The organism is Vibrio sp. HI00D65, assembly GCF_001635455.1.
Classification (GTDB): Bacteria; Pseudomonadota; Gammaproteobacteria; order Enterobacterales; family Vibrionaceae; genus Vibrio.
Map to the genome: position 1 here is coordinate 1 of NZ_LWEH01000011.1, position 21,168 is coordinate 21,168.

The following is a 21,168-nucleotide window of genomic DNA, read 5'->3' on the forward strand; positions in this document are numbered from 1 at the left end:
CTCGGGCGATTGGTTTAGACGATGGATTGGCTTGGTGAGATAAGCTAGGGCGGGGAAACCGGGTGGGAGAGTAGTGGGCGACAGAATGGCCCACTACTGAAGTCTGGATTAGAAGTATTTTTTCGCTACTTCAACAGCTTTGTCCAAATCTGGAATCATAGTCAGCTCTGGAACTCGCTGAATATGAACGATTTTGTTGTCTTTATCGACAACGAATGTGCTACGAGCAAGTAAACCAAGCTCGTTGATTTGTGTGCCTGATTCAAAACCAAAAACGTGGTCTTTGGCATCTGAAAGCAAAGTTAGGTTGTCTGTAATACCTTTCTCATTCTTGAATCGATCCAGTGCGAAAGTCGTGTCTGCACTTAGGCCGATGAATTCAATGTTATCTGTCAGTTCAGGGTTTGCTTTTACAAAGTTAGAAAGATCCTGAGCTTGTTGGTTACATACTGGTGTGTCAATCGAAGCCAGTACACTAAAGATACGCACTTTGTCTGTTTTTGCTGTGGTATCGTACGGCTGGTTTTTGTTTGTCATCAAGGTTACTGAAGGCAGGTAATCACCAACAGCCAAGCTATTACCGACAAGGTTGAACGTTGTCTCGTAGTATAAAGTCAGCGTATTATCTCTCCCTGTTGGAGCTGTTTCACTGGTTGTTAAGTAGTCCGCAGCACCAGCCGTTGTAGTTAAAATCAGTGCCGCTAGCGTGATTAGCGTTTTTTTCATGTTGAGTCTCTTGAATTATATTAGTTAAGCTCAGTTTCAAGCGGAGCGAACTCTAGCTAAATAAGATGTGGTTTGTGCAAACCAACAGATAATGAAAATCACACCGTTCGATTTTATTATAAAAATATCAACGACTAAGAGAATAAGGCCCTATTTAAAATGAGATTTTACATAAGCTGAGTATCTTGGATATTTGTAATATTCTAACTTCAGAACTGTCATTTTTTATTTTGTATGAATTCAAGTAATTATGGGCTTTATTCTTATAAACTATCGAAAGTCAGTCTCAAAAACACCTTAGCCATTTTTAGTTACTGTTATATCAATATGTCTGGCTCTACAGTCCTTATATGAGCTTACTCGGATTATCCCCTCCATACTATCAAGGTCTAACATCCCCGCATGATCAACAAGGTTATATGAAATGTTTTCTGTGGACACCAAACGCTGAGTCATATTTTTGTTTATATTATTTGTGTTATAGCAACCTCTAATGAGTGACAAGGAGGAAATGGCCAGCATTAACATGAATAGCTTCTTAAGATAAACCAGAGTTTCGTGGGGTTTATTCGGCAGCTCTTGGTGATCGTTTACTTCGACAGGTACTGAAACTTCACTCGTTGCTCCATCTATTGCAGCAGCGGCTATTGTTTCATCCTCCTGGGTTTCGGAAGTTACATTGGTTTCAGTTGGTGAATGGCTTTCAGTAGGTAGATGGGGTTCTGGTAGCTCTTCATTGGATATTTTCTCAAGCAAATAGCCTGCTTTACTCACCGTGGTGAGCTTTGTATTTTTAATACCAATCGTTTTGAGCGACTTTCTTAACGTACTGATCGTATTGGTTAGAGATTGATCAGAGACAATGGCACCATTCCAACATTCACTAAAAAGCTCATCTTTACTCACACATCGACCATTGTGGTTGTGCAAATAGAGTAAAACACGGAATGGTTTTGGCCTTAATTTGATTAAGGTTTTATTTTCGATATTCATTATCGAACGATCGCTCAGGTTTATATGTAACTCATCATTAATTACAAGTGAATTATCATTAATCATTCTACTTCTCTCAAATTAATTATTTTTATTGTTATTACGCCTAGACCAACTTGTCGTCGATTCTATTTTTTTTCATCGCTTTGGCTATCAAAAATCAAGTTCGTTTGAAAAATGTTTGGAATGTACATTTGGTGTGTTTTTAGTGAGTTTTGAATGATGTGGTTTAGATTGGGCGCAAGTACGATAGACGCATAATTCACGGATAGAACATCAACAGATATAGGGATTATTAATAACGTTGTTTGTTTTTGGAGTGAAGATGAAAGTCGTATCAAAAGAAAGTGTTACACGTGTTTTAGGCAGCATTGAAGAATATAAACAGGTAGCTTGTGTTGAATCCCAAGGCTTAGATGTCATCAGCTTACTGGTTCGCCTATGCCACCTTCAGAGCAAGAAGATCTCAGAAGACGATCGACAAGTCTTAGTGGACCACATCAAAGATTTGATATCAGAAGAGCTAGTCTTTGCCCAAAAAATGGAACTGGAAGAAGCTGAAGCGATATTAATGGATTCTGTTAGCCCGCTATGTAATCCTGCACAATCCAAGTGAGGCTAACTGATGCTTGAGTGGAATTCTGAACACTGTCGACACGAGATGTCGGTTCTTGGATTTAAAGTGCATAGTGCCTTTCAGTCGATTAATGACGCTGACCAAAACGTGTTTGGCTATGAGGCGATATGCCGAGTAGAGATGCAAGGTGCAAAGGTAAACGTTAAACGCTTCTATAAAATTCTTGAGGACTTTGGTGAGAAGTCTGAGTTTAGGTTTAAGTTTTTCTTGAACATTATGCACTTGAGAAACTTTCGGAACTCGAGCATCTTCGGTCGTGATCTGAAGCTGTTTCTCAATGTTACTCCATGCTTTTTTAAGTACTTTTCATACGGGAACGACTTAAACAGCTTATATCTCCCGCTAATCAAGGAGGAGCAGGTAGACTTGAGTCAAATCGTCGTAGAAATTGTCGAGGACTATTGCCCTTTAGCTGACATAGAGAGTTTACATCGAGGTACTGAGTACCTCAGAAACATAGGTATCTCGTTCGCACTGGATTACTTTGGCTCTGGCTGGGCGGGTTATAGCCGTATGGCAGTCGTGAAGCCTGACTACCTCAAAGTGAGCCGTGAAATGTTGATTGAGTTTGCTATGAGTAGCTCTCAAGACGACAACCTTTTGGAAGAACTGAACACCATTACGACGATACAAGGTATTAAGGTGATTTTTGAGGGGATTGAGAACGTGGGTAACTTACGTTCTGCGGCCCAGTATGGGGCTGATTATTATCAGGATTACCACATAGATTTCCCTAAATCTTATCCTGTAAACATGCTAGACCAGGGTGTTGTCACACCAGATGAAAAATTCAGGCTAAACACTTATCTCAATAAGAAAACCAGAATTACTAGTAAAAGCGCTTAACTCACCAAGTGACTGAACCCGCGATCCAAAGAATCAATTTGTCGATTTCCCTTATCTGAACTATTACTCTTTGGTTCACTAACCTCTCGTGTGGGAGGTTAGCTTTTTGGCTAGTGACATCGATATGAGTGTGTTGAATTTGAATTACTTTGGATTGAACGGTTTAGACGTTGGGGGAGGGCTATCGGTATTCAAACGATGATTACAGTTCGTTTTCTGAATTACTTTCTGAATCAATTCGCTTTTGCTGTAAGTGCAATAAGCATGGAGAAATCTCTCAACCTCTTCAATTTCAACTTGATTCACTCTGCACGATACATACCCTTCCTCCTGATCAACACCAAGCTTAATGTTGTAAAGATGCTGTTCTCGATCCACAAAAAGACAAGTCCCTTCATTGGTACAAATACTAACGTTGGCGTTTTCGTTTGAGTTAATCGAAGACCATAAGTCATCAAATGATGCTTTGATCGCATCATAGTCTTTACGTTCCGCTACTTCGTCTCTTGTGAGAGACATCATGCACATCTCGCTCATAGTTTTCCTCTCTATTCACAAAAAATTTTCCCAGCATTGTGAGGATGCTGGGAAAATCAATGTCATTCAGTTTAGATAGCGAGTTACGCAGCCTTAGCGTCGCTCTTTAGCTGTTCTAGACAACGCATGAAAGCACGTAGGTTACGATACACGTCTGTTTGATCATAAAACACGCCAACATTCTCTAATTCTATCGGGCCTGATACTGCGTTATCTAGCATTAGGTTATCAACTAAACCAAAGTTTTCTAGCGTCATGCCGATGCCATCCACATAGGTTTGCTCATCGACTTGCTTAGCGTTTGGCAGTTGGTCTAGGTTTCGCTTTAAGAAAAGATCAGAATTATTGCTGTAGGCAAGTACCGTTTTACCTAGCGCTTTACCAAAGCCCATTTCATAGGCTGTACCCACATCGCAGCTCGCGCCTCTGAAAGGCGTCATGTTGGCGATGACGATATCACAGCTCTCGATAAGCTCTTCATTAGCTCGGCCAATCTTTAAGCCATTTTGCTGAGGGCTAGGTTCATTCAACTCTAGAATATTGTCGAGTGGGAAAATACCCTCGAAGCCATAAGCTTCACAAATCTTCTTTTTTTGATCACCGATAGAGACAGCGTCACTTAGAAATACCTCTGGTCCTGCTAGATAAATACGTTTCAACGTTTAACTCCTGATTCGCAACAGTGCTTGTGTTAGTGCTGATATTTTTATCTATTGGACTGTTTAAGTAATAACCGAAAGTACACGGTTTGCTAATGTGTAGTTTTGGTGTGTTTTTAGCTTTATGGTTTAAAAAGTGATTCACAAGCGCTGTTTTGCTTAAGCTCATGATTTGAATATCACTTTGAGGCTATTTCTTGTTAGTTTAAGGCGGGAACGTGACGGTGAGTCGAATGGGAAGGTGACCTCTTTAGATGCAGCAAAATCGATAGGTAATAAAAAAGCCCGAGTATGAACTCGGGCTTTGGATGTTTCTTTGTCATCGATGAGGCGACTAGATTGCCTGACGAAGTTGGAAATAGCGTCCTTGTTCGTTCAACAGTGTTTCGTGAGAGCCATGCTCTACAATCTCACCTTGTTCAATCAGAACGATAGAATCCATCGCTTCCAGACCAATCAAACGGTGAGTAATGAAGATAACCGTCTTACCTTCAAAATGCTCTTCAAATAGTGCCATGATGCTCTGCTCAGTTTGCTTATCTAGGCCTTCTGTAGGCTCATCAAGAAGCAGGATAGGGGCATCATGAAGGATGGCACGTGCAATACCAACACGGCGCTTCTCGCCACCAGACAGTTGACGACCACCGTCACCTAACCAGCTATCAAGACCATTGTTCTCTAGCAGCTTTTCTAAGCCAACGTCTTTAAGAATGTTAGCTAGGTGCTCATCGTTAGCATCTGGCTTCGCAATCAACAGGTTGTCGCGTAGGCTGCCATTCAAGATGTCGACACGCTGGCTGACCACACTGATCGATTCACGCAGTTGTGATTCGTTCCATTGTGTTAGTGCAATGCCCGCGATAGAGATATAACCTTTCTTAGGATCCCAGTAGCGAGTTAGAAGCTGAATCAGTGTCGATTTACCAGAACCCGTTTGACCCACAATCGCAACCTTGTTCGTTGCCGGAATTGTTAGGTCGACAGCGTTCAGAACACTGCGCTCAGAGTCAGGGTAGTTGAACGTCACGTTTGAGAACGTAATATCAAGTGGCTTGTTGATGTCTAGCTTTTCTTTCGCGAACTGAACTTCAGGCTCGGACAGAATCACTTCATTCAAGCGACGTGCAGAAGACAGAGTCTGACCTAAATGCTGGAACGCGCCTGCGATAGGCATCAATAGTTCAAAACTAGCCATGGTTGCGAATGCCATTAACGCGATGAACGGATCAGGGGCATTGCCGCCAACACCATCAGCCGCTAGCCAAAGCATAAGAACCAGTGTCAAACCGTTGAACAACATTAGCGCTGCTGAAGCCATACCGGTTAGGTTAGCGTTCACAAGCTGGTTCGCCATCAGCTTCTGTTGGGTCTCTAAAATCGCATTACGGTAACGCTCTTCTGCACCAAACAGAGTCAGTTCGCTGTAGCCTTCAATCCAATCCAGAGTGGTAACACGAAGATCCGCTTTGTTTTGTGTAAGCTCACCACCGTTACGTTTACCCAGCTTGTAGAATAAGACAGGCCAAATCAACAGCATGATAAGCAGGATAGAACCTAAGATAAGGCCTAGCGAGCTATCAAACCACATCAAGAACAGAGTCAGGAAGAAGATACCAAACACACCAACCGTCACAGGGCTTACTAAGCGCAAGTAAACGTGGTCCATGGCGTCGACATCAGCAACCAAGCGGTTCAGTAGGTCAGCGTCACGTAGGTTTGAAATACGACCTGGGATCAGCGGAGCCAGTTTCTTGAAGAAGAAGATACGCAGATCAGTTAGTAGTTTGAATGTTGCATTGTGGCTCACAACACGTTCACCCCAACGACCCGCAGTACGGCTCATTGCTAAACCACGTACACCACCGCCCGGTAGCATGTAGTTGAAGGTTTCACGTGCAATCGTCAGGCCTGCAACCGCAGAAGCTGAAATGAACCAACCGGATAGCGTTAACAAGCCAATAGAAGCTGACAGAGTAGCAAAAGCCAGAAGCATACCTAGCGATAGTCCAAACCAATGCTTTTTATAGAGTTTCAGGTAAGGCACTAAATCACGCATCTAAATTACCCTTATTGTCTTGTTGAGCTAAGTTCGCGTTCAGCATCTCTTCGAATAAACCACCCGCAGTCGAAAGCTGAGAGTAATGACCTTGTTCCACAAGACCACCATCGCGCATAACCATAATGTTATCGACCGATTGAAGAGGAGCCAGTTGGTGCGTCACAAGCAGGGCAGTGCGACTTTCAATGTTGCTGTTGATGCCTTTCATCACTAGCTGCTCACTACGAGTATCTAGGCTAGCAGTAGGTTCATCAAGCAACCAAAATTGGCCGTCTTGGATCATTGCACGAGCCAACGCCAAACGCTGAGATTGACCAACAGACAGGCCGCCAGAACGATCAGAAATCATGTAGTCCAAGCCATGCTCATTAACGAACTCACTAGCGAAAGATTGGTCTAGCGCGTTTTGAACTGTTTGATCGGTAATATCTTGCTTACCTAGAGTGACGTTGTCACGAATGCTGCCGTGTAGCAATAGAGGGTTTTGGCCAACCCAGCTGACAGTCTTACGCCAAAATGCCAAGTCTAAATCGCGCAGTTCAATACCATTGATTTTCAAGCTTCCTTCATAAGGCATGAAACCAAGAATGGCATTAATCAAACTTGTCTTACCCGCACCACTTGGGCCAACTAGTGCAGTTGATTGGCGAGTGTTCAGTACGAACGAGATAGGGCCAACCAGTTGAACACCTTCAGGGCTCAATACTTTCAGATCTTGAGCTTCAATATTGATGCCTTGAGCAGGGTCTAGTTGAGTGTCACCTGATTTCACCTTAGTGATGTCGGTTTCTAAGAACTCAACAATACTCTCGGCTGCACCCACTGCTTGTTGCTTCGCGTGGTAGAAAGTACCTAAGTCACGCAGAGGTTGGTAAAACTCTGGCGCCAAGATAAGGATAAACAGACCTGCGAATAGCGTAATGCCAACACCGTAGTGGCCGAAGTTAAGCTCGCCGATGTAAGTGAAACCAAAGTAAACCGCCGTCATCGCAATCGAGATAGACGTGAAGAATTCAAGCACAGCAGACGACAAGAAAGCGATCTTCAATACATCCATGGTGCGCGTTCTGAACACCTCTGATGCACCTTTCAACACTTCTGTTTCAGAGCTCGTGCGGTCGAAAAGACGAATGGTTGTCATTGATTGCAAACGGTCGTAAAAGTGACCAGAAAGACGTTGAAGCGCTTTGAAGTTTTTACGGTTTGCGTCTGCGGCTTTCATGCCCACTAATGCCATGAACATCGGTACCAGTGGCGCAGTCAGCAAGAAGATAAGGCCGGCTGCCCAGTTTACCGGGAATACCACGACCAAAATAATGAATGGAATCAATACCGACAAAGACATCTGCGGCAAGTAACGTGAGAAGAAGTCTTGCATGTCTTCAACTTGTTCTAGTAACAGTGTTGCCCACGTACCGGCAGGCTTACCTTTGATGTAAGCAGGGCCCAGCTCGCGTAGCTTGTCTAAAATGAGCTGCCTAATGTAGACGCGGATCTGTTCACCACAGCGATAACCTGCGATTTCACGACCCCATGTACAGCCCGCACGGCCAACGACCGAGAGTGCCAAGCCAGCAAAATGACCAACCAGTTCAGATTTATCGACATTCTCGATGATCAACTGGTGAAGAATAGAGGCGAGAAGCGCTGCTTGAGCAATTAAAAACACACTTGAAAGGACGCCAAGGCTAATCGCAATAATAAGCCAGCGTTTTGCTAACTTACTTTGTTGTTTAAGCCACTTATTCAAGCTGCGTTGTTTTTTCTTATCCATTATGAAGGCTTAATGATAATTATTATTCGTTGAGGGCGGCTAGTATACAAAAGAAAGCCCAGTGGATATACCATTGGGCTTTAGGGATTTACAACAAAATGTGATGACGCCCTGCATCTACAAAGGCGAGAGCATCGATAATCAAATCTGCAATCTCAGATTTACTTATCGTTAAGGCCATCTAGGAAGCGTTCAGCATCCAGAGCAGCCATACAACCAGTACCAGCAGAAGTGATCGCTTGGCGGTAGTTGTGGTCCATAACATCACCTGCAGCGAATACGCCAGGGATGCTTGTTTGTGTCGCGTTACCTTCAAGACCAGACTGAACGATGATGTAGTCATCTTTCATATCTACTTGGCCTTTGAAGATTTCAGTGTTCGGTTGGTGACCGATAGCGATGAACGCGCCCATTACGTCGATGTCTTCTGTCTTGTCAGACTGAGTATCTTTAATGCGAACGCCTGTTACGCCCATATCGTCGCCAAGAACTTCGTCTAGCGTGCGGTCAGTGTGAAGAACAATGTTGCCGCTCTCTACTTTGTCCATTAAACGCTTAACAAGAATCTTTTCAGCGCGGAACGTGTCGCGACGGTGAATCAGATGAACTTCAGACGCGATATTCGATAGGTAAAGTGCTTCTTCAACGGCAGTGTTACCACCCCCAACAACAGCTACTCTCTGGTTGCGGTAGAAGAAACCATCACACGTTGCACAAGCAGAAACGCCACGGCCTTTGAATGCTTCTTCAGACTCTAAGCCTAGGTACTTAGCTGATGCACCTGTTGAGATGATCAACGCATCACAAGTGTACTCGCCAGAATCGCCTTTAAGACGGAAAGGGCGGTTTGATAGGTCGACTTCGTTAATGTGGTCGAACAGGATCTCTGTTTCAAAGCGCTCTGCGTGCTCCTTCATGCGATCCATCAGTGCTGGGCCTGTTAAACCTTCAGCATCACCCGGCCAGTTTTCTACTTCTGTTGTGGTTGTAAGCTGACCACCTTGCTGCATGCCAGTAACCAAAACTGGGTTTAGGTTTGCACGAGCTGCGTAAACTGCAGCTGTATAGCCAGCAGGGCCAGAACCAAGAATCAATAAATTACAGTGCTTTACGTCGCTCATGAGGTCTCCGAAATTGAATTTGTTTTAATTTATAATCGCTTAGGATTGTATGGAAAATATGGAGGCAATAAAAGTGTAAACAAGGGCTGAAGTGTAATTAATCGTTATAGTTTAGAACTTAACCGAACTAAGTGACGGTCTTGTATTTCAACGTGTTAACTCAATATCAATAGGTTATAGAAAGTTTAACTGTATATAAAAACATATTGCTTTGTATTTAGGGAGATTCTGTCGCCAATTTGTCGCCACGAAATGAACATCCAGAGTTCTATTTTCCAGATGATAAAGGAGAGTTTCCTTGGGATAAGACAGGTTGGGCAGATGAAGGCGACAGGCCTATCAAAACTGAAACATCGAACTCTTCTTTAGGCAGTGCTCACGAACATTTCAGAGAACATTCTCCCCTAATAATATTCCCTTATGAAGGTGCTGGACTAAAAAAAACCTAGAATAAGCCTCCAAATTTGCATAACAGTTAACCGTAGGATTTTAAAATTTTGGCGCTAACATACGCCTCATCAAATGGAATGATACAAACATACGGAAAATCAATAACTGAATGTAAGAGTTAATCATGAACAAGAAAAATATCTTAGTGGCAGCCACTCTATCTTCCATTACTACTGGCGCATTTGCCTTTGATTCATCTCGTGTTAGCGGTGAAATCATTCTTTCTACTGGCCTTTTGGGTTGATAAAGTATTTCAAGGCGATAATAGTTCGACCATCCTTTAAGCTTTGGATTAATTAGTTTGATACGGTCGTTCAAAACAAAGGTTACGTGTTTTTTGATGAGTTCACGCAGTTTACTTGAGAACGTCGACGTATTGACCTTCCTCGGTTTAATTAGTAGCTTTCCTTTGTACTGCTAAGAAGTCAGCAATCAATGGTTTGATATCGTTCTCCTACAAATCCTTGGAGGCGCAGGTGACGACGAAATCGTCGGCATATCCAATAAATGTAGCGTTTGCTCTTTTCTTAAGAGCGGTAGACTTAATAGCGATTCGAGCTCCGATAACGTCATTGACATCAAGGTTGTGAAATAGAACCGCCTTGAGGCGTGCTCTAATCAGTGTTGTTAAACAACCCTTTGGCCCCCGCATCAACATTCGTTTATTCATGGTGATATTACCATGAGCCATTGATGCCCAATTTTGTCGAAACAAGCTTTAATATCCAACTCAGGAATTCATTGAGCCGATTTCTTTTAACTTAAACAGATGAAACGTTATGCAAACGCACCAGCATTCTTTCTATGTGGTCGAAAGCGTAGGAATCAAGAGAAGAAAGAGCGCGTGGAGCAGCAACAATTGGCGTTGGACTAAACAAAGGCCCCTTTTTAGGGGGCTCATACAAAGCCATCTTCTTTAGAAAGTAGTAATTTACTTTCAGAACTTTGATTATAAGGGATTTTAATGCTGCATTATAGATTCATAATATCTATTGGTCACAGGAAGCTTGACTGTTGTGTTATTTTCATTGCAGTCACCTTAAAGAAGGAAACAAGAATTTTCAAATGGAGTTGTGTTGCTGTAGTGGTCTGGTTACTGGGGAGTAGTGTTGGAGTTTCTCATGCCCATAATGATAGTATGAATTCGTGCTTATTGAAGCGCATTCAATCTGCAGGTAATGATGTCACCGTGGAAGAACTCAATCGTAGGTGTGAGGAAGAGTTAGCATCTCAGAAGTCAAGCGAATTGCACACACAGGCTTTTGAAGATGATTCTGAGAGTGTAATTGAAATCCGTCGTGAAGCTGATTTGAATGCTCGCGAGTCTAATTTTGTCATTTCTGCCTATAGAACTAACTATTTTATGGTTACCTATGACAACTCTCCTAATAACGCATCATTTGAAGCTCCTGACGGGACACTTGATGAAGAAGAAATTAAGTTTCAGGTAAGCTTTCAGATGCCTATTGCGACCGAGCTATTTGAAGGCGATACCGACTTGATGTTTGCCTATACTAGTACAGCTTGGTGGCAATTATTTAACGAAGAGATTGACAATCCATTTCGCGAGACCAATTATGAGCCTGAAATATTTTTTAATCATAATGCCAACACCGATGTATTCGGCTTGAAATTAACGAATTGGAATATCGGTATTAATCATCAGTCAAATGGACAATCAGGTGAGTTATCCAGAGGTTGGGACCGCCTTGTCGCTACCACAGCGTTCGAGATAACGGATGATTTTGTTGTCGCTTTGAAAGCTTGGCATATTTTGCGCACTCAAGATCGAAACACAGATATCGAAAGATATATGGGTTACGGTGAGATTGGGCTCGGCTGGGCGCCTAACCGCAATACTTTTACGGCCTTGTATAGACCTGCAACTGAAGGTCATGCAACTCAGCTAAGCTGGAGTTACCCTGTAAGTGAATATCTGCGGGTGTACGCGCAATACTGGAACGGTTACGGTGAGAGTTCGCTTAACCAAAGGATTCGAACTGAGCGTATTGGGCTAGGTATCGCACTTAATGATGTCCTTGCACGATAAAGGACAGTTGGAGTGATTAACTCCCAGTATGCATAGTGACTTGTTACGACTTTAACTAATATTGTGCTACCTAATTTTTATGCAATATTTTTCCGCTTTGGGTTTGATTATTAGCTCTTAATTTACCATCAAGTTTGTCTACCTTATTATTTTATCTTAATTACTATGGGTTAAATAGCTATATTCATCATGTTCAGCGCTCTTTGCTAATTTAATAATATATAGGCCATTAATTAAATGGTGCGCCCCACACCTTAACTAAACCTAGCTATGCCGCTGAACTTCTGAAGGTGTATCATGTCGACTATTAAAACTATCGGTATAGTTCTTGGTAAATCTATTTTTTATGTTGTATGAAGAGTCACAAGAGCGAAGGTGAGAATTACCTCGTTTAGTAATATGTCTAAAAGAACAGACTTTCTTCCAATGCTATGTTGCCTAGGTACAAGGCCTAAAGCTGTTGATGTATCGTGACTACGTTTAAATTTCTGTTCATCTCTCATCTAAGATTTTAACGATGTACTCACTATCGGACCAATGCCTGACATTGAGATTAAGCTTAGGCATGTATCATCTGCTTTAACAACTGTATCCATATAATTGTATATCTTTTTCTATGTCTAGTAACTGTAGGCATTGGTGGTGAATTAACATAGGGCTAGACCATTAATTCATTGTTGCAAACCAACCTTGTTATTTTGGGGCTTTGACTTGCAAAACGGGGATTACCATACATTGGCCAAAAATGTTTTGAATATCTCTAACTCTTAACTCAAATATTTTTAATTTTGCTTAATTGCCCTTGTTCAATAAGGTACCTAATAACTCTTGAGTAACGGACGTAGTATGTGATTAGACGAAGCAAAAAATCGGTTACTAGCGACAAGTGAAACGGCAGAAAAGCTGCTTGCTCAGGTTAATTATTGATATGTCAAGAAAATACAACCTAAAGAGAATATCATGAAAGGAGTGCTGTTTCAGCTGCACAACGCAGGAGAGATTGACTTTTTCGAGATAGCCAGAGGAGTCAATAAAATCTCCAACGGACATGTTTTTTTCACAATTCTACATGCCTTTGTGCGCGACCCTACTGGCTTGTAGATAGCCGTTAAGATGAAAAGCATTTGAGATTAGCATATATCAAACCTGACATACCCAAGGGTTCATATAATCTATTACTTGATAAGGGTATGCGCGCGAAGTGTCATCAAGATCAGAAACAACTGCTTCACGCATAGGTTAGATCTATGTCCTCTTTTATCGACATTGTTATCTTTTTAATAGGGGGAAGAGCATATTTGGGCCTAATGGGACTGTTCGAAAAATTAAAACACATTTCTTCTTGGAATCGACTCACCTATTGAGCCGATGTATCTTCTGTCTCAATTAATACTGAATAACTGATATTCATGATTAAGAATATCTAATTTTGCTATTGTAAACATAAGCTTAATTAATGGATTGTTTAGCGGCTTTGTAAGTATCATTCATATAATTCGAATTCATGGAGTGTTTGGGTTAGATGTTTTCTTTTGGCACCTTACAGTGGTGCAGAACAATGTTTTTATTAGGGAAGCAATGAGCTATGACGCGAGTGAAGAAAATTATTTTACCTATTACGGTAACGGCGTTATTGATGGGGTGTACGCAACTAAATACTCCGAGAAATAGTGATAATGTTCCTTATTGCATTCCTGTCGAAGATACTCAGGTTAGCAATGTTGTTACGCCATCAACCTATACAGAAAATGCATATAGCGTTCCTGAGTATGACCCGATACTAGAACAACCAGCGGAAGATCTCTCTTTTGGTGCAACCGCTTTTGAATCACCTTATAGCGATTCGCTGGATATTGAAGAGACGCCTACCTCTTCGACCGGTGCTGAGTCAGCATATTTCGAATATCCATTAGAGCTAGAGACTACAGCAACTGATTTTGAGGCAGCGTCACCTTTTAGTGATAGTGAACTGTATGAGATGCCAGACCCAAACAATACGGGAGTTGCTGTACGAGAAATAAGATTTGGACAACGCTCTCCAACGGCTTACTCTCCAGATTCCACTGCACCTACTGCATATTCATCTAGTGTTGGTTCAATATCTACTGAGCCGAGACAACTAGGCGGAGAAAAGCGACTGTATATTCAAGTATTTGCGACGATTAGTGAAGATACTGCTCATGATGTGGTAGAGGACGTCAGAAGGTTCTTCCCTGATCAAACCTCAGTTATCCGCTCTGCTGGTATTTATCGTGTTCCTATAGGGCCTTTAGAAGAAAACGAAACGAAAGCGGTAATGGATGAGATAAATCAGCAAAAAGACTATAAGACAGCGTTTGTACTCACTCACTATAGTGAGCAAAATGAAGGGAGCTAAAGTTAACGTTTAAATGAAGTCAGCCTCACCATATTGGTGAGGCTGACTTCTTGTCTTTGGCAATATGTGAATAGAAGAGCCTTCCCCAGATTTTTTGTGCCTATGGGTATCGAGATTGGGAGTTTTTGAGTTAAAAATCAAAGCAAATCATGAGGCGAGGTTTCGATTTATCGGATGGACTGTTTTTAATGACTTTTATGAATTCTACACGAAGTAAAAAACACTATTTATAAATAATTTATATTGAGGGTATATTGATCTTTACTGTACAAATCCCCTGTAAATGAATTCGAAGCCACATTAAAATACTGGCATAGTTTCTCTTTAGCGAAATCATTTTCTACCAAGTTACATTACTTACATAAGCACCAACTCATATTTTCCTAGTCTATATTTTGCCCATAATTTCGTTTGGCAATAACCGTTTTCCCCCACGGTCTTGAACAAAACAGGGGAAAGGGTCGTTGTGATATCCTTTACCAGTAAGCATTGGTACTCATATCGTCGAGTTGCACCACTAAACTTTCTAAATGTACTATGTCGTGTCGTTGACCTTCTGATAAATCGAAGAAAATCGGTAAATCAACACTATCCTCGGTCAAATGTATTTTTCTCGAGTTTTCCCCATAGCTTTTTCCTATTTGTTCTGAGCTTTTAGTAGCAACACCAATGCTATGTTGATGGTCTCGAACGAGAGCCATTTATGAAGACTCGTTCAAGTTTAGATGAAAAATTTCTCTAACCAAAGGTTAAAGCGTCCATTCACCAGATTTGGAGGGCAAACCTCGCCATGGAGTGCCCTCCAAATCTGATAGAGTCTTCCTTCAAAAGTCACCCGATGCTTAGGTTTGTCATAGATACGACCTGTGCTTTCCATAACGTGCAGTCGAAATTCCTATCGAGTACCAGTTAACATTGTTCTTATCCATGCTCTGGATAACGCATAAATATGGATCTATCTAAGCGTCTGATTGCAACGTAATACAATGTCTTAGGTGGTTACATTTGATGGAGGGTTGTATTGACTACGAGTGATTCATGGAGGATTCTGATTGTCTTACTGGCTCTCATTTATGCTCGCTCTGGTATACCCTATACCCGCCTTGAGTGATTGGATGGATCCCATTTACCTTGTGCGCCTAGCGCTTCGGGGTGCTCTCGAATTTTTTCCTTGTTGCACTTTTTATCGGAGCGCATTTAATGTATGAAACTTTTGTTCCGGTCTCGCTTAGTTGGTTTGTGCTAATTTAGTTATACGTGTGACGATAAATAACGAAAGTTAAGTTCACTCATGCGTTAGCTCAGAGGAATCATGGCAATACATTACGAAATTCACTTTTGTCAAAACAGAGGTTTAGCTCGGGAAGTAATGTAACAGTGAGTTTTTGTGACTCGTCACACAATAATTGACCGATGAATTGTCAATGTAACAATTTCAATGGTGTGAAGTCTTACTTTAGCAGTTAAAGCTTTTGTTCTAACACTTGTTCTATAAACCACGTTCCCGCAGCACCTAGCCCACTGCGCCAAGAAAGCTCTACAGGCCATTTCAAAGAATTAGCATAGTGCCCTACATTTAGTTTAGTTACTAGGCCATGTTCTATAAGTGGCTGGGCGAGCTTTGTTGGATAAGCTACAAATCCCGCACCGTAGAGAAGCATGTCTTGTAGTTGGTCGTGATTCTCGTAACGTATTAAACGAGGGCTATAACGCAATGACTCAAGTAACTCGTTGGTAGCAACCTTACCTTCTAATGATAACAACTGAGGATATTGCTCTAGATCTTCTGATGTAATTTCTCCTTTTAGTTTAGCTAAGGGGTGAAAAGGAGAAGTTAAAAAACACCATTCGATCATATCCACGACTTGTGTATTTGACCCTCTGTGTGGATATAGGCCTCCTGGAGAAATCATAATATCGATCCCCATTGCTTCGGTATTGGTACACAAACGGTGCCTTTCTGCGTCAACTAAAACAAGCTCTAGCTCTGGAAATTTATCAGTTAATATGGCAATCACGCGAGTGAAACGTGGGTATAAGGTCATACTATGTGTTGCGATAGTCAGAGTCGGTTCTTCTCCACTTTGCAGCGATCGTGCTTTTCTCTCTATCGCTTGGAGGCGGGGAACGATTTCAAGCGCTTGGAAGTACAGCGCTTTTCCTTCTGGTGTTAATGAAGGAGATTTCCCAGTAACACGTTCAAATAAACGAATGCCAATATCAACTTCCATTGATTGTACTGCTTGATTAACAGCCGAAGCACTGACATTGAGTTTTCTGGCCGCGGCAGAAAATGAGCCTGTCTCGGCAATGCAAACTAAATATTGAAGTCGTTCGGTATTAAGTAACACATTATTATCCTAGAAAAGAAAGTGTTCACACTGTGCTTGAATTTAGTACGTAGGTAAAGAGCGAACGAGGCATTTTGTGCACTAGGAGGGAGCTAACCAAAGGCTATTAATTGAGGATTTTAAGTGTTTAATAGACTAAGGCACTAGTAGCTCAAATGTTACATAATCTTGGGTATTCCATATTTGTCTAGATTGAAGGTCATCAGGGTTCTACAAGGATAACACAGTCTTTTGGTACAGATCATGGTTCGCTGTAACCAACGAACCATGATGTAGCCTTGAATATTAACTACGTAATTACTTAGCGGCTTCTGCGTTAGGGTGAGCACCTAGTACGACTTCTGCTGCTTGATTGTTATCGAACATCGTAAAGTTGTAACTCTCTACTTGCCATGTGTCGTAACGGTCTAGGTAAATCGCTTTCGCATTCTGGTCTGTATAGACTGTCCATAGTGTTGGGAAGACGTCATTAAGATAAGGGTCAATTTGGTCATAGCCAGCAAAGACCGTTGTTCCAGCAGCTTTCAGGCTATTCAAGGCCTCGCCACTGTCTGTAACGTCACGCTTATACATATCTTCAACCACTTTTTTAGCGCGTAGTCGTCTATCATAAGCGCGGATCGTTGCACCCGGTTCTGCTTTCTCTTTATCCAAGTTGATATGGAAGCTGAACTCAGGATCATTGGATAAGTACTGGACACTCGGTGCATCCGTCATATCGCCGTGATAGATTTTGACCTCGCCACCAACAAACTCAATCACCGCGCTATCACCATTGGCGTCGGTGAGGTGATAATGCACAGGCGCTGGAAGGCATTCATTTTCATGGCCTGGCAAATCACATAATTTGTCTTGCACAACATCAATCTTGTCTAATGTAGCAACGACCTCTTCAACCGAAGCGAAGTTATCGACCGCGTAATTAGCGAATTGTGATGCATCTACATCAGGCACGCCGGCGCGGTTAGGTGCCATTTCGGTGTATTCCAAACCAAGGTAAAGAATACGAGCGACCAAACCTTCTTGGTTCATTGCTTCGGCGACAATTTGTGGCTCGAATGATTTGATTTTGATAGACGCGTATTTGCTGGTCGTGTTAACTGACTCTTTGGTTGTGCTGTACTGATTTGAGGCTCCTTTACCTGTGCCGACGACCACAGCATCATCGTGTCCAAACCAATCCATGGTTCTCACTGAGAGACTAGCATCACCATTATTGTAGATTGCTGATGTGCATGCTGTTACATCTGCGACGTAACCTGCTGATAGTGTTGCGACAAGAGCTAAACTTAGTACGGACTTTTTCATAATGACCTCACTTGTTGGGTGTCGTGTTTTGTTGAGGTCATAATAGAGAACTATTGTTAACAGCTTAAATGAGCACATGTAAGCCATGCTTACAGGGTGAAGGCGGTAACCGTTTATTGAACCGAGTATTTTACCGGTATGCTAACGCATTCCTTTGACAAAATGAGAGGGTTACCGTCCATGGAAGAATGAAGATAGATGAGAATATTAATGTATAAAATCTCCTGTGTACTTCACTGAACTTAATGATTAATACGATTGTAAAATGGAAGAGGCGTTCCACAATAGCTGAACAAGTATCTAACTTAAGGCTGTTTAGTTTAGTCCGTGAGTATAGAAAATCCAAGTCATATACTTGTAATGCTATTAATTTAGAGTGGCGTCGTAAAAGTAAATGTCGCACTTATGTATCGTATAACTTAGTAAACTAAAGGGGGAGGGGGGAACTAATAAACTAATGCTAAGTTGTTATTAAGCACAGCAATCTAATATCCAACTTATGACGAGAGAGTATTTGATTGTCATTACATGTTTGTTCAAATTTTATATTGTTAATTTTCATTATAGTCGTAGCGGATAGCTTGAACCTGGTTCTTTTGCTGAATCTTGTCTTAGTGACCATGGTTAAAAGCCTTAAGTTCATCTTAAGTAACCTGACTTTTATGATTACGAATTTGCATATAGGATGAAAGAAACCAATACTGTAGATGTAGACTTATGGAGGATAGGAATAATGTTAAAGAGTATTATGGTTGGTTCCCTCGGTCGGAAAATTAATTCGTTTACAACGATGCTTTTATTTGTGGTTTCAAGTTCAGTCTTTGCATATACAAATGAAGAGCTAGCATATATGCCAGCCGCTCATTTGATGGAAAAGTACAAGACTTTAGAAATAAAGCCATCTCAAGTGTTAGAAGCACAAATTAAATTAATTGAAAGCGAAAACACGACAATAAACGCTATCACATATAAACACTTTGATGAAGCCAGAATGGCTGCGAGGGAGTCAGATTTAAGGTATAAAAATGGCAACCCACGAGCTTTAGAAGGTATTACTGTAGCCATTAAAGATGAGTTTGACAAAATAGGTTGGATTACAACGGCTGGCACTTTAGTGCTCAAAGATGCCCCCCCTGCGAAGGTCAATCATCCTGTTATTGACAAGCTAGAGCAAAGTGGAGCGATTATGCATATCCAAACGACTGTACCGGAGCTCTATTTTGCTGCAGTTACTTGGTCAAACCTGTGGGGAGTGACAAGAAATCCGTGGAACCCTGACTTTACTGTTGGGGGCTCCTCAGGTGGTTCAGGGGCCGCATTAGCTGCTGGTTTTTCTACATTGGCACTAGGGAGTGATATGGGAGGCTCCACCAGAATTCCTGCTGCATTTAATGGCTTGTATGGTTTGAAAGCACCTTTTGGACGAGTTGGAACTACAGCCGGTAACGCGTTCCTGTTACCAGCAGGAGAAGGTCCTCTTGCAAGGAACCTAAAGGATATGTTGCTTCTATACAATGTTATTTCAGGGAAGTCCAAGTACAGCATAACATCACTTCCTAAAAAGGAAGTTCCGCTTACTTACGAGAGCATTAAAGGGATGAAGATTGCATACTCGCTTGACCAGGGCTGGGCGGTAATCGATGAAGATACGAAGAAAAATACTCTGGCTGTAATCGAGATCCTTAGAAAACAAGGTGCGATTGTTGAAGAAGTTAAGCTAAATGATTCGGATATTACCAACAAGCAAATAACGTTGGCACTACAGTCAGGGTTGTTATCCGGAAGTTTTGGCGAGGCTATGAAATCTCTTGGCGAATATGAAGAGCTATTGACTTCATACGGCAAGCACTTTGCTAAAGTAGCCCAGTCTGATTTAGGATCGGAAGCAATGGCTTATTATGAAAGCACAGTATCTTCATACTATCGTGTAATCCAAGACAAGGTATTCTTAAATGGGTATGAAGCTCTTATTATGCCAACTTTAGCAACAAATAATATTAAGGCTGACTTCGACCCTATAAACGATAATCTAAAAATATCGGGAATGTCAGTGGACTCAATTACAGGTTGGATGCTTACTCCATTGTGGAACCTCCTCAATTGGCACCCTGTTGTTAATATCCCATCAGGTATGGCAAGTAATGGTGTACCAACAGGTGTTCAAATAATAGGTGCAACTTTTGAAACGGAATCAGTATTAAGAGTAGCAAGTGGGTATGATTCAATTTCTGAAAATCTTTTTTCCTCAAAATATAAATAAACGTATATAAATCAAACAATTCGCACTCGTTATGGGGGCGAATTGTTTAAAGTTTCTAAATAAATCACTATCTTCGTATTATAGCTCAGGATGTGAATTTTAAAAAAGGTTGAAGATGTTATCTAATGAAAAAATCAATATAATAATAGATATCGTAAAAACTAGTTCATTCTCTCAAGCTGCTAGGTTAAACAGAATTAGTGTTTCAGCAGTATCACAGGCAATAGATTATCTAGAAGCTGATATAGGTTTTTCTGTTTTTGAACGAAAGCCAGGTAAAAAGCCTATTTTGACTAAAAATGGCCATAATCTATATCTGCACTGTTTAGCTGTTAATGAAAAACTTAATAACTTAAATGAGTTTCTATCTTACAAGGGGTCTGAACCTGAATCTTTAGTAATATACATAGATGAATGGATAGCCTCTCAATCTATAACTTCTAAAATATTGGAGGTCGTTACGAGTAATTTTGATGGTAATATATCGATTGTGAACTCATATGACAAAGATTTAGTCGATATATATGTAGGGCTTGGTGAATTGGATAGCCACAAGATGTCAAGTGATAAAGTTATATCTGTCATATGTTGGAAGTTGGTTTTTTTTCAATCACATTGTCTTACAACCGTTAAGGACGAAAAAAAGATAGAGAACCTTTCAGAGCACCAGCAGATTGTAATAAAGCGTTCAAAATTTCACTCTGATGAAGTAGAGAATTCTATAATGTATAGCCCAAATTTAATTATTTGTTCAACATTACAGCAATTGCAGTGTTTGCTAGAGCAGGGAAAAGGGTATGCAATTCTACCAGATATCGTAATTGATAGTATTCCGAGTGTTAAGAAAAATGCTATTCATTTTGACCTGGAGAGTAGCGATAAGTCAATGTTTTGGCCGATGATTGTGAGATGTAAATCAACACCTAGCCTTAAGATAAAGTCCATTATTGATAATATAAACACTTATGATTTTTGATGGACTCTTAATGTTACATTTATTTTATTTTCATAGGTTTTATA

General features: G+C 41.2%; 15 protein-coding genes and 2 pseudogenes. 6 read left to right on the top strand and 11 right to left on the bottom strand.

Annotation, left to right across the window (positions count from 1 at the left end):
* Positions 1 to 108 precede the first annotated feature (108 nt).
* Both A3712_RS02545 and A3712_RS02550 read right to left on the bottom strand, forming a co-directional pair.
* Positions 109 to 726: a peroxiredoxin gene (locus A3712_RS02545; RefSeq protein WP_063522149.1), complete on the bottom strand. Its 618-nt coding sequence runs from the start codon at positions 724 to 726 to the stop codon at positions 109 to 111.
* Positions 727 to 1,023: 297 nt separating this feature from the next.
* A complete protein-coding gene (locus A3712_RS02550) occupies positions 1,024 to 1,785 on the bottom strand; it encodes a winged helix-turn-helix domain-containing protein (protein WP_231891755.1) in 762 nt (253 codons plus the stop codon).
* 259 nt (positions 1,786 to 2,044) lie between these two features.
* On the opposite strand from A3712_RS02550, the gene A3712_RS02555 reads away from it, so the two are divergent.
* Entirely contained in the window at positions 2,045 to 2,335 is a 291-nt protein-coding gene (locus tag A3712_RS02555) for a hypothetical protein (protein WP_063522150.1), read from the top strand.
* A 9-nt stretch (positions 2,336 to 2,344) separates the two neighbouring features.
* The gene (locus A3712_RS02560) at positions 2,345 to 3,202 is read left to right on the top strand and encodes an EAL domain-containing protein (protein ID WP_063522151.1); all 858 of its coding nucleotides are present in this window, start codon (positions 2,345 to 2,347) and stop codon (positions 3,200 to 3,202) included.
* A 144-nt stretch (positions 3,203 to 3,346) separates the two neighbouring features.
* On the opposite strand, the gene A3712_RS02565 is transcribed toward A3712_RS02560, so the two are convergent.
* The 6 genes and pseudogenes from A3712_RS02565 to A3712_RS26455 form a co-directional block, all read right to left on the bottom strand.
* Positions 3,347 to 3,739 (bottom strand): hypothetical protein, encoded by a 393-nt coding sequence (locus A3712_RS02565; protein WP_231891756.1) that lies wholly within the window; start codon positions 3,737 to 3,739, stop codon positions 3,347 to 3,349.
* 83 nt (positions 3,740 to 3,822) lie between these two features.
* Complete coding sequence (locus A3712_RS02570) at positions 3,823 to 4,398, bottom strand: nucleoside 2-deoxyribosyltransferase (protein WP_063522152.1); 576 nt, start codon at positions 4,396 to 4,398, stop codon at positions 3,823 to 3,825.
* Between the two features lie 334 nt (positions 4,399 to 4,732).
* Positions 4,733 to 6,454 carry a heme ABC transporter ATP-binding protein/permease CydC gene (gene cydC, locus A3712_RS02575; RefSeq protein ID WP_063522153.1) on the bottom strand — a complete coding sequence of 574 codons (1,722 nt, stop codon included), beginning with the start codon at positions 6,452 to 6,454 and terminating at the stop codon, positions 4,733 to 4,735.
* Positions 6,447 to 8,231: a heme ABC transporter permease/ATP-binding protein CydD gene (gene cydD / locus A3712_RS02580; protein ID WP_063522154.1), complete on the bottom strand. Its 1,785-nt coding sequence runs from the start codon at positions 8,229 to 8,231 to the stop codon at positions 6,447 to 6,449. Before cydD ends, cydC begins: the two co-directional genes overlap by 8 nt.
* Positions 8,232 to 8,392: 161 nt before the next feature.
* On the bottom strand, positions 8,393 to 9,352 hold the full coding sequence (gene trxB / locus A3712_RS02585) for a thioredoxin-disulfide reductase (protein WP_063522155.1): 960 nt from the start codon (positions 9,350 to 9,352) through the stop codon (positions 8,393 to 8,395).
* Positions 9,353 to 10,060: 708 nt separating this feature from the next.
* A pseudogene (locus A3712_RS26455) lies at positions 10,061 to 10,534 on the bottom strand (reverse transcriptase domain-containing protein); the annotation flags it as partial.
* A gap of 232 nt (positions 10,535 to 10,766) precedes the next feature.
* On the opposite strand from A3712_RS26455, the gene A3712_RS02595 reads away from it, so the two are divergent.
* Positions 10,767 to 11,852, top strand: coding sequence for a phospholipase A (locus A3712_RS02595; protein WP_082856160.1), 1,086 nt, complete (start codon positions 10,767 to 10,769; stop codon positions 11,850 to 11,852).
* A 1,594-nt stretch (positions 11,853 to 13,446) separates the two neighbouring features.
* The gene (locus tag A3712_RS02600) at positions 13,447 to 14,229 is read left to right on the top strand and encodes a hypothetical protein (RefSeq protein WP_157618697.1); all 783 of its coding nucleotides are present in this window, start codon (positions 13,447 to 13,449) and stop codon (positions 14,227 to 14,229) included.
* A gap of 356 nt (positions 14,230 to 14,585) precedes the next feature.
* On the opposite strand, the pseudogene A3712_RS28800 reads toward A3712_RS02600, so the two are convergent.
* The 3 genes and pseudogenes from A3712_RS28800 to A3712_RS02615 form a co-directional block, all read right to left on the bottom strand.
* Positions 14,586 to 15,106, bottom strand: a pseudogene (locus tag A3712_RS28800) (IS5/IS1182 family transposase); the annotation flags it as partial.
* 586 nt (positions 15,107 to 15,692) lie between these two features.
* Complete coding sequence (locus tag A3712_RS02610) at positions 15,693 to 16,580, bottom strand: LysR family transcriptional regulator (RefSeq protein WP_063522159.1); 888 nt, start codon at positions 16,578 to 16,580, stop codon at positions 15,693 to 15,695.
* A gap of 297 nt (positions 16,581 to 16,877) precedes the next feature.
* Complete coding sequence (locus A3712_RS02615; protein ID WP_063522160.1) at positions 16,878 to 17,888, bottom strand: linear amide C-N hydrolase; 1,011 nt, start codon at positions 17,886 to 17,888, stop codon at positions 16,878 to 16,880.
* A 733-nt stretch (positions 17,889 to 18,621) separates the two neighbouring features.
* On the opposite strand from A3712_RS02615, the gene A3712_RS02620 reads away from it, so the two are divergent.
* Together A3712_RS02620 and A3712_RS02625 are read left to right on the top strand one after the other, a co-directional pair.
* A complete protein-coding gene (locus A3712_RS02620; RefSeq protein ID WP_197465785.1) occupies positions 18,622 to 20,148 on the top strand; it encodes an amidase in 1,527 nt (508 codons plus the stop codon).
* A 115-nt stretch (positions 20,149 to 20,263) separates the two neighbouring features.
* Positions 20,264 to 21,124, top strand: a complete 861-nt coding sequence (locus tag A3712_RS02625; RefSeq protein WP_063522161.1) for a LysR family transcriptional regulator — start codon at positions 20,264 to 20,266, stop codon at positions 21,122 to 21,124.
* Positions 21,125 to 21,168 lie beyond the last annotated feature (44 nt).